The organism is Scopulibacillus darangshiensis (assembly GCF_004341035.1).
Classification (GTDB): domain Bacteria; phylum Bacillota; class Bacilli; order Bacillales; family Sporolactobacillaceae; genus Scopulibacillus; species Scopulibacillus darangshiensis.
The window spans coordinates 25,432-40,162 of the sequence record NZ_SLXK01000013.1 but is presented as its reverse complement, the minus strand read 5'-3'; the positions used below and the strand labels follow the sequence as shown (position 1 = coordinate 40,162).

General features: G+C 42.2%; 12 protein-coding genes and 2 riboswitches. Of the genes, 8 read left to right on the top strand and 4 right to left on the bottom strand.

The window, feature by feature from the left end:
• Nucleotides 1-79: 79 nt before the first annotated feature.
• Nucleotides 80-1,576 carry an ATP-binding protein gene (locus tag EV207_RS10500; protein ID WP_132746122.1) on the bottom strand — a complete coding sequence of 499 codons (1,497 nt, stop codon included), beginning with the start codon at nt 1,574-1,576 and terminating at the stop codon, nt 80-82.
• Between the two features lie 522 nt (nt 1,577-2,098).
• Nucleotides 2,099-2,293: riboswitch (cobalamin riboswitch) on the top strand.
• Between the two features lie 642 nt (nt 2,294-2,935).
• Here EV207_RS10500 and mmgD point away from each other — a divergent pair.
• The 3 genes from mmgD (at nt 2,936) to prpB (ending at nt 6,505) form a co-directional block, all read left to right on the top strand.
• Nucleotides 2,936-4,051 (top strand): citrate synthase, encoded by a 1,116-nt coding sequence (gene mmgD / locus EV207_RS10490; RefSeq protein ID WP_132746121.1) that lies wholly within the window; start codon nt 2,936-2,938, stop codon nt 4,049-4,051.
• A 64-nt stretch (nt 4,052-4,115) separates the two neighbouring features.
• A complete protein-coding gene (locus EV207_RS10485; protein WP_132746120.1) occupies nt 4,116-5,561 on the top strand; it encodes a bifunctional 2-methylcitrate dehydratase/aconitate hydratase in 1,446 nt (481 codons plus the stop codon).
• A 29-nt stretch (nt 5,562-5,590) separates the two neighbouring features.
• On the top strand, nt 5,591-6,505 hold the full coding sequence (gene prpB, locus EV207_RS10480) for a methylisocitrate lyase (protein ID WP_132746119.1): 915 nt from the start codon (nt 5,591-5,593) through the stop codon (nt 6,503-6,505).
• 39 nt (nt 6,506-6,544) lie between these two features.
• Here prpB and EV207_RS10475 read toward each other — a convergent pair whose 3' ends face one another.
• On the bottom strand, nt 6,545-7,030 hold the full coding sequence (locus EV207_RS10475; RefSeq protein ID WP_132746118.1) for a QueT transporter family protein: 486 nt from the start codon (nt 7,028-7,030) through the stop codon (nt 6,545-6,547).
• Between the two features lie 7 nt (nt 7,031-7,037).
• Nucleotides 7,038-7,082: riboswitch (PreQ1 riboswitch) on the bottom strand.
• Nucleotides 7,083-7,217: 135 nt separating this feature from the next.
• Between EV207_RS10475 and EV207_RS10470 the strand changes: the two genes are divergently transcribed.
• The gene (locus EV207_RS10470; protein WP_132746117.1) at nt 7,218-8,723 is read left to right on the top strand and encodes an aminotransferase class V-fold PLP-dependent enzyme; all 1,506 of its coding nucleotides are present in this window, start codon (nt 7,218-7,220) and stop codon (nt 8,721-8,723) included.
• A 264-nt stretch (nt 8,724-8,987) separates the two neighbouring features.
• Here EV207_RS10470 and EV207_RS10465 read toward each other — a convergent pair whose 3' ends face one another.
• Both EV207_RS10465 and EV207_RS10460 read right to left on the bottom strand, forming a co-directional pair.
• Nucleotides 8,988-10,406, bottom strand: a complete 1,419-nt coding sequence (locus EV207_RS10465; protein WP_132746116.1) for an amino acid permease — start codon at nt 10,404-10,406, stop codon at nt 8,988-8,990.
• Between the two features lie 122 nt (nt 10,407-10,528).
• Nucleotides 10,529-11,911: an aspartate aminotransferase family protein gene (locus EV207_RS10460; protein ID WP_132746115.1), complete on the bottom strand. Its 1,383-nt coding sequence runs from the start codon at nt 11,909-11,911 to the stop codon at nt 10,529-10,531.
• Between the two features lie 210 nt (nt 11,912-12,121).
• Between EV207_RS10460 and EV207_RS10455 the strand changes: the two genes are divergently transcribed.
• The 4 genes from EV207_RS10455 to EV207_RS10440 all read left to right on the top strand — a co-directional run bounded on the left by EV207_RS10455 (nt 12,122) and on the right by EV207_RS10440 (nt 14,731).
• A complete protein-coding gene (locus EV207_RS10455) occupies nt 12,122-12,925 on the top strand; it encodes a nitrilase-related carbon-nitrogen hydrolase (protein ID WP_243647014.1) in 804 nt (267 codons plus the stop codon).
• On the top strand, nt 12,915-13,793 hold the full coding sequence (locus EV207_RS10450; protein ID WP_132746114.1) for a MurR/RpiR family transcriptional regulator: 879 nt from the start codon (nt 12,915-12,917) through the stop codon (nt 13,791-13,793). Before EV207_RS10455 ends, EV207_RS10450 begins: the two co-directional genes overlap by 11 nt.
• Nucleotides 13,794-13,850: 57 nt before the next feature.
• Entirely contained in the window at nt 13,851-14,042 is a 192-nt protein-coding gene (locus tag EV207_RS10445) for an H-type small acid-soluble spore protein (protein ID WP_132746113.1), read from the top strand.
• 200 nt (nt 14,043-14,242) lie between these two features.
• Nucleotides 14,243-14,731, top strand: coding sequence for a flavin reductase family protein (locus EV207_RS10440; protein ID WP_132746112.1), 489 nt, complete (start codon nt 14,243-14,245; stop codon nt 14,729-14,731).

Sequence of the window (14,731 nt, the reverse complement as noted above, 5' to 3'; positions counted from 1 at the left end):
CTTTAATTTTACTAATGGGGAGTCACTCCTCACCGCCGGTCTTTTCTCCATTATATACAATTCAGGCTGTAGAGTTGAGTTATTTTAGAAGCGGGAAGGAGATCAGAAAGGTTGTCCCTTTGTTAAGCTCGCTTTCCACCATGATCCGGCCGTGATGATTGTCGATAATTTTATAACTTACCATTAGTCCCAGCCCATTGCCGCCCGCCTTGGTTGTATAGAATGGTTCCCCAATTTTGTTAACCTGTTCCTCAGTCATCCCAAGCCCATTATCCTGAATAGTAACCAAGGCTTCATTATCGCGTAATTTGATTGAAAGCTTGATTTGTCCGCCGTCTGGCAAGGCATCAATTGAATTCTTGATCATGTTCATAAAGACTTGGGTTAATTGATTTTTTTCGCCGTATATTACAATATCGCAGTTGGAAAAGTCATGGGTAATCTTGACGTTCTTCAGAGCAGCTTCTGGTTCCATGAGGTGTGAAACACTTTTTAAAATGGCAATCATATTGCACACGCTAAAATGAACTGTGTGCGGCTTGGCAAATACCATAAATTCACTGACAATGAAATTAATGCGGTCTATTTCATCTAAGATCACCTTTGAATATTGAAACCTCCTGTCGCCTGTGAAGGAATCGAGTATTTGCACAAATCCGCGAATGGTGGTAAGAGGGTTGCGAATTTCATGGGCGATCCCTGCAGCGAGTTCCCCGACCATCGACAGCTGTTCTGTCTTATGGAGCATATTTTCGGTATTTTTTTGTTCCGTTATATCATGCTGAATGGCAATGTGCTGATATGTCTCGCCTTTAGAATCAAGAAAAGGGACGATGGTCGTATCAACCCAATAGATGCTGCCATCTTTGGCCTTATTACAAATGTCGCCTTTCCAAACCCTGCCCCCTTTAATAGCCGCTCGAATATCACGAAAGAATATGTCATTGTGAAAACTGGAACTTAAAAGTTGAGCATGGTTTTGGCCGATTAATTCTTCACTCGAATATTTTGTTATTTGGCAGAACTTATCATTGGCATATTTGATGTTATCATCCTTGTCAGTGATGGTAAGAATCGTGGCTTCCTTTAAGGCACCCATTAAATCGCAAAGCTCTCCTAAGGTGATTTTCGATTCTTCATCAGGTGAATCATGTAATAACTCAAAATGAGATGGGACAAAGAAGGTTGAAGCATAGTGAATGAGACAATCAGCCCTTTTGACAATCTGAATCAGATGAGCGGGTGGGATATGGTTATGGTTAATTTCCTCTTCCATAAACGTGAACAAGACCGAACGATATAAATGGTCCGGGAAAAGCGGGATTTCAGGCAAAGCATCAAATTGAGTCGCTCTATTCAGGAGCATCGCACTCCACACGGAGATCTTTTCGAACGCTTTCTTTTCATCAACACATAGTGCTTCACCCAGACAATGAAAGAAGCTTTCCTGCAAATAGGAATGAATCTCAATGCTATCAACTTTTAACGTATGACACTTTTTGAATAGCCTTTGGTTCAAGAGATGGCTGTTCTCCTTGATTATTGTACCGTAATGCTCTACGTCGCTCTTCATCATGCCTTTATACCCACTTTCGCAAATAAGCCCGTTTGTTTTATGATCTAATATTTTGACAATACAGGCCGTAAGTCCTCCTTCTATTTTTGTTGATTTATGTCGAATGATATACAGTTTGACGGTAAAAGGTTTTTCTTTGGTGTGTAACCAGGTGATTAGCTTGAATTGTCAATGTGGTATAATAATGACAATTAAGAAAAGGCGGTTCTATGGAAGAGTATTAACCTTGAATATCTAAAACGAAGGATTGATCAAATATCAGAATCAGATGCTGAAGAAGTTTTGGACTTTATTGGTTATTTGGATATGAAGCGGGAAAGGGAAGCTTTGTATCAGATAGAATCGTCAAGTTCAAAAAAGCCGTGAAGACCGAAAAAATGGGCATGTTTATGATCAAGAGGGATATGCATATCTCCGAGGGGAAAATTAGGGAATTTGAAAGTGAACAAGAATGTGAATGTTATAAAAAGACTGATATTCAACCTTGGGAATCTTTGTTATAGTTAGAGTTGTAGATGACAATTTCATATGTGAGAAATAGGTACCTTGAAGCGACAAGTCTTCAGGATTTAAAAGGGAAGTTCGGTGCAAAACCGACGCGGTCCCGCCACTGTTAATGGGAGTTAGCCTAATTTAGATGTCACTGTCGATAGATGGGAAGACTCTGGGCCGGCGATGAACATGAGCCAGGAGACCTGCCTGTTTCAATACACTGTGATTCCTACGAGGATAGGAGGTGCTTTTCAAAACCGTACATTTGATTTTTTGGTATGGCGATTTGTAAAAACAGCACCTTTCCAATGAGAAGGTGTTCTTTATCGTTTTGGAAACTATAGAATGGCGACTTGTGAATAACTTTTCGGTAAAATGTTCGTAGAAATTGGGGATAAGGAACATGTGTAAACGGAAAAGTCGCAGAATTAAACAAATATTAAAAGAGTATTTTGATGGTTTCTGGAAGCTGCATTCCGAGTTATTCCCTGCCTCTTATCGAAATGATATTGAAGAAACAGTCCGGAAAACTATTAGGTGTGGCACAAGAGACTTGATTTATGCAAGATATGAATGCTTCAGTTGTGAGGGTGATACAAGCCCTGTTTTTTTTATGAACGTAAAGGAGCTTGAAAATAGTCGCCTTGTGGTAAATTTATTATGACTTTAGGGGCTTAGTCTGTATAATTCCCTTAAATTGAAAATTAATGAAGCTGCTTTTTCCAAGAGCGGAATCTGAGTCCTATAATAAAAGCTTCTATTGCCGCCCTGCGCCAATTTAGAGTTTAAACATTAACGATAAGACGCCATTGCTAATTGGCCTTTGCTTTTTTCATTATGTGCAAAATTTTAATGAGGAGGACAAAAATGACAATACAAAACAAATACAAGCCGGGACTTGAAGGTGTGATTGCTGCGGAAACAGCCATTTCTTATCTGGATACGGAAGCTGAAGAAATCGTCATAAGAGGTTATGATCTTATTGAACTGGCAGATAAGAAGATATACTTGGATCTCATTGGTGTGTTATTAGATGGCAAGCTTCCGAGTGAAGAAGAAAGGATGGCAATAGCGGCTGAATTAAAACAGCATAATGAGCTGCCTCCAGGTTTTTTAGATGTATATAAGATTATGCCGTCTAAGACAAATCTTATGGATGCCCTAAGGTCAGGAATATCGGTTCTGGCTGGGTATGATCCTGACATCGAAGACCGTTCGATAACAGCCAATCGCAATAAAGCCATGCGACTCCTGGCGAAAATACCGAACATCGTTGCCGGCAGCTATCGCATTATGAATGGCAAGGAACCTATTAATCCGGACAAGGAATTGTCATATAGTGCTAACTTTTTATACTTAATAACAGGCAGGAAACCAGGATATCTTGAAGAAGATATATTTGATCAACTCTTAACGGTTTATAGTGAACACGAAATGCCGAACTCTACGTTCACTGCCCGCGTGATTGCTTCTACCCATTCCGATATTTACGGCGCTTTAACCGGAGCGGTTGCTTCATTAAAGGGCCACTTGCATGGCGGGGCGAATGAAGCTGTGATGCGGATGCTGCTGGATGCGGAGTCACCAGAAGGTTTTAGGAAAATGTTATATGACAAACTGGCTGGTAAAGAACGGGTGATGGGATTTGGCCATCGTGTCTATATGGATAAAATGGACCCTCGGGCATCGCTGATGAAAACCGCTTTAAAGAAACTATCAACCGAAAAAGGGGATCATTCCCTATTAGAGATGTGTGAGATTGGCGAAGAGATTATGAAGGAGGAAAAAGGACTGTACCCTAACTTGGATTACTATGCTGCCCCTGTCTATTATTTGCTCGGTATACCAATAGATCTTTATACACCGATCTTCTTTGCCGCCCGTACAGCGGGATTATGTGCCCATGTCATCGAGCAGCATGCAAACAACCGGCTGTTCAGACCGCGGGTCAATTACACTGGGCCTAGACATTTGCACCCATAAGCAGAAATGTAAGCGCTCCAACTTTGAAGTGATATAATTTATAGCATAGGGAGATGGAAATGAGATGAGTCAATCAACAGTAGTCAATAAGGAACTAGAAACGGACATTTTACTAGAAAAGATTGCTGAATATGCTGTGAATCACGAAATAACGAGTGACAAGGCACTTGAAACAGCCAGATATGTATTAATGGATGCCTTAGGCTGCGGCTTTTTGGCCCTTCGCTATCCGGAATGCACGAAGCATCTCGGCCCAATTGTGCCGGGAACAGTGGTGCCGAATGGCGTCCGGGTGCCAGGAACACAGTTCGAGCTTGATCCTGTCCAGGGCGCATTTAACATCGGCTGCATGATTCGCTGGCTTGATTACAATGATACGTGGCTTGCGGCAGAATGGGGGCATCCATCCGATAATATCGGCGGCATTTTGGCAGCTGCCGATTATCTCAGCCGAAAGCAGCTCTCAGAAGGCGCAAAGCCGCTTACTATAGCTCAAGTGCTTGAGGCTATTGTAAAGGCACATGAAATTCAAGGGGTTTTGGCGCTTGAAAACAGTTTGAACCGGGAAGGGCTTGACCATGTCTTATTTGTAAAAGTGGCTTCCACGGCTGTTGTCACCGCGATGCTTGGCGGAACTAAAGAAGAAGTTATTGATGCCGTGTCCCAAGCGTGGGTTGATAATTCCAGTTTGCGCGCCTACCGGCATGCACCGAATACAGGCTCTAGAAAGTCTTGGGCAGCAGGCGATGCGACAAGCCGTGCAGTAAGATTTGCATTGATGACATTGAAAGGCGAAATGGGATATAAAACGGCACTTTCTGCGCCAAACTGGGGGTTTCAGGATGTCCTGTTTGGCGGTAAACAATTAAAGCTTGGCCGCGAATTAGATTCATATGTTATTGAAAACGTCCTTTTTAAAATATCTTATCCAGCTGAATTTCATGCTCAAACAGCCGCTGAGGCAGCGATCAAACTTCACGGCAAGGTGGCTGACCGGCTAAATGACATTGATAAGATTGTGATTACAACACATGAATCAGCAATCCGCATCATCGATAAAAAGGGCCCTCTCCATAACCCAGCTGACAGGGATCATTGCATTCAATATATCACAGCGATCGGATTGCTCTACGGTGAACTTACCGCAGACCATTATGAAGATCATGCTGCAAGCGATGAACGAATTGACTTTCTTAGAGAAAAAATGGAAACGGTTGAAAATAAACAGTACAGTGATGATTATCTTGACCCGGATAAGCGGTCTATTGCCAATAGCGTTCAAGTATTCTTCAAGGACGGTTCAAAAACTGAACAACTTGCGATTGAATATCCGATTGGCCACAAACGCAGAAGGACTGAAGGGTTGCCATTGTTATGGGGGAAATTTGCGGACAATTTAAAAACGCGTTTTCCCGCGAAGCAGTCGGAGCAAATCCTGCATCTTTTTAATGATGAAAAAGCATTAAATCGTACAGCCGTTAACCAATTTGTGGATTTATTTGTAATTTAATGATCAACGATTAAAAAGGAGTCAAAACGATGTCCTGGATAGTAGAAAAACAGTCAACTCAAGAACAGCTTTCCAATAATTTTAGAACACTGATGGAGAATTCATCAATTTTAAAAATTCCTGGAGCCCACGACGGAATGGCAGCGCTTGTCGCAAAAAAGGCGGGTTTTCAGGCATTGTATCTCTCGGGTGCAGCTTATACCGCAAGCCGCGGCATACCGGATTTGGGTATGCTCAATTCAATGGAGGTTGCGGAACGGGCACGTGAGCTCGTCCGCGCCGCCAATCTGCCTGTGCTTGTGGATATTGACACTGGTTTTGGCGGGATATTAAATGTAGCACGAACGGCTAGAGAAATGGTCGAAGCGGGGGTTGCCGCTGTACAGATTGAAGATCAGGATCTTCCGAAAAAGTGCGGGCATTTAAATGGCAAGAAGCTCGTTTCTGATGAGGAAATGGTACAAAAGATCAATGCAATTAAGGAAATTGCTCCAAGCCTTGTAGTGATCGCCCGAACCGACGCAAAAGCTGTAGAAGGGGTCGACAGGGCGATTGAGAGGGCAAATAAATATCTTGAAGCTGGCGCTGACGCCATTTTCCCTGAGGCATTAAAAAGCGAAGGAGAATTCAAGGCCATGAGTAAGTCGATTCACGCACCGCTGCTTGCGAACATGACCGAATTCGGAAGAACCCCGTATTTCAAAGCGAGCGAATTTGAATCATTTGGTTTCAGCATGGTGATCTACCCTGTCACTTCTCTGCGCGTTGCCGCGAAAGCCTATGAACGGGTGTTTGAGGAAATCATGCGGGAGGATACACAAAGAGATATGCTTAGCGACATGCAAACCCGCGAAGAATTGTATGACACGATTCATTATTATGATTACGAAGGTCTTGATAAGAAAATAGCCAGAACAGTGCTTCCCGAGATGGGAAAGGACTAATAAAAAGAGCTGCAGCTTTATACAAGCTGCCGCTCTTAATTATACAAACCTCTTAAAATCCACCCGCTTATTGATTACATACATGACAGGCATGCCAATCGCCATCACAACAAATTCGCCAATGGCCGTTGTCAGCCATCCAAGCAAGAAAGGCAAGTTAAAGGCCAAATGGAGCTCTATAGCAATAAGGAACATCGTAAACGAGAAGACAACCGTGTTGACAGCCATACGTGCCCACAACCCTTTTATAAATTTCCCTGTTGCAATGGTTATGAGTAATGAAATAATGGACTGACCTACACCAAAGACCAAGTCATATGCCGCCATTGGCGAGAAAAAGAGGTTAGCAAGGAAGACCCCTATAACAATACCGAATATATATTTCTTGTTGAAAATAACAAGATGATTGAACATTTCCGGAATCCGGAATTGAATATTGATATAGGCAATGGGCTGTATAACAAAAGATACTGCAATATACAGAGCGGCCACAATCCCGTTTCCTACAAGTGTTTTTACCTTCATATCTCTACTCCCCTTAGTTTTTTTGCGTGGGATGGTTTCGAACCACGTTCGAGGATACTCGAAAGATACAATTATACTAAACTTAAGAGTTTTATTAAAGAACTACACGGCCCCAAGATAAAAAGCACATCTTCCCTGTGTGTCACATATGAAAAAAGTAGTGAAACCGTCGGGGAGGACGACGTGAATGATTAATGTTAAGATTGGCAGCAATACATTACGTCTCGGCAGTGAGCTGGAGTCTTACTTTCAGTCATTCCGGGAAAATATCATAGGCATCAATCAAGTATTCCGGTCGCCCTATGGGGAGAAGAGGATTATTTATGCCGATTGGACGGGAAGCGGCAGGCTGTATCGTCCCATTGAACGGAAGATCAGCGGTGTTTTCGGGCCCTATATGGCTAATACCCACACGGAATCGAATATCACTAGCTCCGTGATGACGTTGGCATACGATCATGCCAAAAAAATGATCAAGGCGCATGTTGGCGCAGATGAGCACGATGTGATTTTATTTGAAGGCTTCGGCATGACAGCGGTTATTAATAAGTTACAGAGAATCTTAGGAATAAAGGTTCCGGACCAGCTGAAGGATAAAATAAATCTCCCTGAAAATGATCGGCCAGTCATATTTGTGACACATATGGAACACCACTCCAATCATACGTCATGGCTTGAGACATTGGGTGATGTTGTCATTTTGGATCCGGATTCAAAAGGCATGCCAAATATTGATCAGCTGGAGGACCTTTTAAAAAAATACAGGAATAGAAAGGCTAAAATAGGGTCGTTTTCCGCTTGCTCCAATGTGACAGGGATTCAGCTTCCTTATTATAAGTATGCAAGGAAGATGCATGAGTATGGCGGGATATGTTTGGTTGACTTTGCCGCCTCCGCACCTTATGTTGAGATCAATATGCATCCAGGTGACCCCATTGAAAAATTAGACGGTATTTTCTTCTCGCCGCATAAATTCTTAGGCGGACCCGGGTCAAGCGGTGTTGTTGTGTTTGATTCGCGGCTTTATCTTAACAAAGTCCCTGATCATCCAGGGGGAGGAACAGTGCTTTGGACGAATCCTTGGGGAAAACATCACTATGTACCGGAGGTTGAAGCTCGGGAGGACGGGGGAACGCCGGGTATTCTGCAAGGGATAAAAGCGGCCCTTGCCATTAAGCTAAAAGAAAAAATGGGTGTGGACTATATCATTAACAGGGAAAAAGAGCTTGTAGAAATCCTGTTGGCATCTTTAAAAGATATCCCAACATTGCATATCCTGGAAGGCAATGCCACTGAACGGCTCGGCATCGTGGCGTTTTATGTCGACGGCATTCATTATAACCTTATTGTGAAGCTGCTGAATGACCGATTTGGTTATCAGTTAAGAGGGGGCTGCTCTTGCGCCGGGACGTATGGACATCATTTGTTTCACATTGATCAGGCAGCATCTAAATTGATCACCGATCAGATCGACAAAGGGGATTTAACAACCAAGCCGGGATGGGTCCGTTTTTCCGTCCATCCAACCATGACAAATGATGAGGTGTACGGATTTATCAAAGCCATGCGATCAATCATCAGAAATATAGAGGAATGGAAAAAGGACTATATTTATGATGCGAAAAGTAATGACTATTTCTATATTGATCACAAAAGGGCGGACATGAATCTGCTATTTCGGCTTGATGAATAGAGTGTGGGTATGTCATCGCCGATGCTGCCTCAGCCCAGAAAAAAGAAGCCCTCCATTCCAATGCAAAGCATGAGATGGGGGCTTCTTTTATTATTTATTGCACAGCTTCGAGCAGCAAGTCAGCGATATGAACGGCATGCACTCTTTTACCTGTCGCTTTATTTTACTGAGCAGTAGTAAAGGATAGATAACGAAATGATGCATATAGAAAAGGGCGACCACACATAGAAGTGAAGTCTGCCCAAAATCGAAGGAACCCAAATATTAATTCATGCGGTTATCGGATACGAATTTATTATCATTGGTTTCCTTTAATGTTTCATTTGTCCTTTTATTTTTTCCGACAATAACAGATACAACGATGATGGCCGCTGCCAAAATGAGTGTGGAAAACAATTGGCTTTGGGTTGATTTAATAAAGGCCATGGCTGACAGGATTCCGAGAATGGCAATGATTGTAGCATATGTCAAATAGGGATAGAGCCACATTTTCATTTTTAAAGCCCCGCGGTTTTCCTTTTCATATTTTTTTCTCATGCGAAGCTGTGAGACAGCGATGAACAGATACACGAGTAAAATGATCGCACCAGAAGCGTTGACAAGGAACATGAAAACAACCTCGGGGGAAACAAAGTTCATGATGACCCCTAAATAAGAGAAAATTGTTGCTGCAAAAACACCTCTGGCCGGAACACCCTTTTTGTTTAACTTTAAAAATAATCGAGGAGCATCACCTTTTTTGGCAAGAGAGAACAGCATGCGGGAAGTGGTATATAATCCAGAATTAAGACAGGATAAGACAGCGATCAGAACAATAACATTCATGATTTGTCCGGCGAAAGGGATGCCAATATTATCTAAAACGGCAACAAACGGACTTTTTAATACATCTGCCGAGTTCCAAGGCAATAACGTGACAACGACGGCAATTGATCCGATATAGAAGATCAAGACACGCCAAATGGTGCTATTGATCGCCCTTGAAACAGACTTTTCCGGATCTTTTGATTCCGCGGCAGCAATAGTCGTCACCTCTGTTCCGGTAAAAGAAAAGATAACAATCACAATACCAAGAAGCACTGCTCCGGAACCATGCGGCAAAAAGCCGTCATTCCTAACAAGATTCGAGAAACCTTCCGGTGAGCCAAATGGAATCCCAAATATGAGAGAAATGCCAAGGCATAAGAATAATATGATGCTGACAACTTTGATCATCGAAAACCAGTATTCAAATTCACCGAATGATTTTACGGAAAATATATTTGTAAGCGTTAGCAGAAAGGTCAATAACAAAGTGATAATCCAAAGTGGAAAGCCTGGTATCCAGGATTGAATAATCGAAGCGCCTGCGATCGCTTCGATTGCAATTACAACGACCCACTGAAACCAATAGAGCCAGCCAACGGTAATTCCCGCCCAAGGCCCAATAGCCTCCCTGGCATATTCTGAGAAAGAACCGCTGGTTGGATTGGTTGTTGCCATTTCCCCAAGTATTCTCATAATCATGAAGACTAGTAACCCTGAAAGTATATAGGATAAAAGAATACCGGGACCTACCTCATGAATGGCTACACCGCTCCCAACAAATAGACCTGCTCCGATAACGCCGCCTAGGGCAATCATCGTCATGTGCCGTGTCTTTAACGACTGTTTCATTTCCAAATTATCTTTTTTAGCGCCCATATAAACCTCCTTATAAATACTTGACTTTTTAACAGCCTTATCCCACTATTCCGACTATTTAATGCAAAAAATAGGAGATAAAAGGATTTCCTGAGCAAAGGAAACCCCTATCCTCTAGATCATCAAACTAATTTCAATAAGGCTTTTTCATATGATTCAAGCGTGCGGCTAACCTCTTTTTCTCCATGGACAGTTGCCATGCTATAGCGATTCATTGGTTTAGTGTAAATACCATCGTTGAGCAAGTGAAAATCCAATTCCTTTCGTAAAGCAAAGTCTGCTTGCTGAAGATCACGATAATGGCGAATCTGGTCCTTTTCTGTTATGACGACATTGAAAATGGAGCCTAAACCTACGGTTTGCATGGCGATGCCGCGGTTAGCAAAAAGCTTTTGAATGCCCATTTTTAGCTGATCAGTCATGGAAAAAACATGATCGATGTCATCCTCAAGAATTTTAATCGTAGCGAGTCCAGCGGCGAGAATCGTTGGATGGCCATTATATGTTCCGCTGTGAAACAAGACGTCTTTGGCACCAGACTTTTTACTTTGACTGGAATCGAACACGTCGGATGAAGAAGTTGGCGCGCTGGCCTGTAAGATGTCTTTTTTCCCGCCGACGATGCCTACGGGAAACCCTCCTCCAATCACCTTTCCAAGTGTTGTAAGGTCAGGTTTTATATTGTAAACAGACTGCGCGCCGCCAAGACCTAAGCGGAAACCGGTTTTTACTTCATCGAAGATAAGAAGGATATCCAGCTCTTGGGTGATTTTACGCAGTCCATCCATAAAGGATTGCTCAGCGGGAATAAACCCGCCTTGGATCGGTTCCATAATAATAGCAGCGATGTCATCTTTTTTCCGGGTTAAAATATCAGCAGTCGCTTCGAGATTATTAAATGGAAGGACAACGGTATGGTCTTCATAATACGGATCCATGCCCTTTGATTCAGCTACTGATCTTGGCTCATCAGCCGGACCGGCAGCACTAACAGGGGGATTGACGCTTAGCAGAACCTGGTCATAACCGCCGTGATAATGCCCTTCGAATTTAGCAATTTTTCGCTTTCCTGTATAAGCATGAGCCATACGGATCGCTAAAAGCGTTGCTTCCGTGCCTGAGTTGGTGTAGCGAATCATCTCCATGCTTGGATATAACTGCCGAATTTTCTCCCCCATTTCAATTTCAAGACGATGCGGTGTCCCAAAGAGGAACGTGCCATCTTCTTCGATTTGGTTTTGTATCGCCTGAACAATCTTCGGGTGACCATGTCCAAGCATGAGGGCGCCATATGACAGAAGATAATCAATATATTCGTTGCCATCAATGTCATATAAATAAGCGCCTTTGCCTTTTTCCATAATAATAGGATACGGATCAAAGGATTTAATGTTGGCAGTCACTCCGCCAGGCATAATTTCTTTAGCTTTCTCAGAAAATGATTTAGATTTTGGTGTTCTCCTCATATATTCCGCCACTGCATGACTTGTATGGCCCACTGTCATTTCGATACACCTCAGTTTTAGAAAAATTAATTACCATAGATATAAATTTATGAAATTTTTATTTCATTATACACCTGACAAATTGTTTTGTGAACATAAAATTTCTTTTTATTTTTAATATGAAATTTTTATTGCATAAAGTGAGTTATTTAAATAAAATTAAACTAAACGAGTCTTCGATGAGAAAGAGTCATAAAGGATGTGTTTCTTTTGTATAAAATTGCTGCGATTCAAATGCATGCACTTCCAAAACAACCGGAAGCCAATACTGCAACATGCATCAAGATGGCCCAAGAAGCTGCCCAATTGGGTGCCGATTTAATCGTTCTGCCGGAACTCTGGATTAGCGGATACTATTTATCGAAGAGTGAGTTTCAAGAGATGGCTGAATCACCCACAGGCAAAACGGTCACTCGCTTTCGAGAATTATCGAAAAAGTTGGGTGTTGTCATGGTTGTCCCTTTTGTCGAAGAAGATGGCGAAGAGCTTTATATTTCCTTGGCTGTCATAGAAAAAAGTGGTGAATTGCTGACAAGCTTCCGTAAGTCATTTTTATGGGGGAGAGAAAAAGCGATTTTCACACCGGGCAAAAGGGAATATCGTGTGATTGAGACATCACTCGGTCTGATAGGGGTTTTGATTTGCGCGGATATTGAATTTCCAGAACCAAGCCGCATATTGGCCTTGCAAGGAGCTGAAGTCATTATTTGCCCATCAGTCTGGAGTATTCCGGCCGAAAATCGCTGGGATATTCAACTGCCGGCCCGTGGACTGGATAATACAGTCTTTGTCCTTGGTGTGAATACAGTAAATGAAGGAAGCTGCGGAAAAAGCAAGCTTGTGGCTCCAAATGGAGAAATTCTTTGCGTGGCGCCTAGGGATGAACCATATATTCTGCTACACGATATCGATCTTTCACTCATTTCGAAAGCGAGAACCGACGTGCCGTATTTGAGTGATCTAGATAAAAGTTTAATACCCGGGCTATCAAAGGTTGAGATTCATGAACCATAATGTTTATCATTCTATAGCCGAAAAATTGCCGACAATGAGCAAATCACATAAAAAGATAGCCAAGTTTATTTTAGAAAACACGAATACGGTCCCTTTTTTCACGGTAGCAAAAATGGCTAAAAAAGCCGAAGTCAGTGAAGCCACGGTTGTACGCTTTGCCGTTCAACTTGGCTACTCGGGCTATCCTGAATTGCAGCAGCATATGCAAAACTCTGTTCAGCAGCAATTGACGACCGTGGAAAGATTACAGATGTCCTCCCAAGTGTATGAAGGAAAAGAACAGGGGATATATGACATCTTTCAGGATGACATAGAAAACATTAAAACAACAATGGGTAAATTAGATATTAGTGCCTTTAATAATGCGGTTAATGCTATACTGAACGCCAAAAAGGTCTATATATCAGCCAATCGCAGTGCCGCGTCCTTAGGTGTTTTCCTGCAGTATTATTTAAATATCGTTCTTGAAAATACGGAACTTATTCGTTCGGTGGAAGAACTCCCTGAACAACTTTACAAATTGGATAGTAGGGACGTGGTCTTTGGCATAAGCTTTGCCCGTTATTCTTCAAGCACTGTTAAAACAATGGCCTTTGCAAAAAAACAAGGGGCGAAAACAATTGTGCTTACCGATAATCTATTGTCTCCACTCGTTCCAAATAGCGATATTGTTCTTACCGCAGCGAGTCAGGTCCCCACTTTTATCGATTCATTTGCAGCACCTCTTAGCCTAATTAATGCATTGGTCACACACGTTGGGAAAGAAAGAATCAATGACGTAGATTGTCACCTAGAAAAAATGGAGGAAATATGGGAGCAATTAGGCATCTTTTATCAAAAAGGACATGAAGAAAGCAATGAATCATAGTATAAAAATGCCATTCATTCAAAAACTAAGCTGACTATGCATAGGGAGTGAATGGAAATGGAAGTGAACCGTGTCAAACAAATCCTGTCATCCTCGGCTGATATTGATGTGACATACCATGATGTCTCAGTGTGGATCGATCAATTGAACGAGGATGGAAAAACCGTAATGGTCCATATGAGGGGCCCTTCGGAAGAGCGGTCAGTGGTGAAAATTTCGGAATTAGAAGAAGAAAAGTTGAAACACTAGATTAAACACAGGAAACTTTCGGCTATAAAAGGTTAAATCCGCAACAGAACCAGGTGCAAACGCTGCCTGGTTTTTTTTCTGTGTTTAAAATCAGCGGGAAAATTGCCAAAATTTCATATTGTGAAATAACCGTGTTGAACGGCATTTCCTTATTCTATATAGTCTAAATCATAGACAGACTTTGGAGGTGACATAACAGAATGGATGTACGAGAATTAAGAAATTGCTTTGGCCAATTTGCAACTGGTGTAACGGTCGTTACTTTTTTTGGGGATGATGGACAGCGCTGCGGCATTACCGTCAATTCATTTACTTCTGTTTCCTTGGATCCCCCGCTTGTGCTCGTCTCTATTGACCGTAAAACAAATGCGTACCATGCTTTGAAGGAACGAGCGTTTGTCATCAATATCTTATCAAAAAGCCAAAAATCTTTGGCATGGCAGTTTGCAGGGCGAAAGCAACCGGGACTGACAATTGATTGGGAGAATACTTCCATTGGGCCTAAGTTAAAAGGGGCATTAGCCACAATCGAATGTGAGCCATGGGAAGAGTACGATGGCGGTGATCATGTCCTGTATGTCGGCAAAGTTCAAAACTTTTCCTACAATCAAGGAGAGGGTCTCATGTTTTTCCAAGGGAAATTTTTGAGGACCGAAGGAATCGAAACAGCTGTTAAAGAACAAGCATAA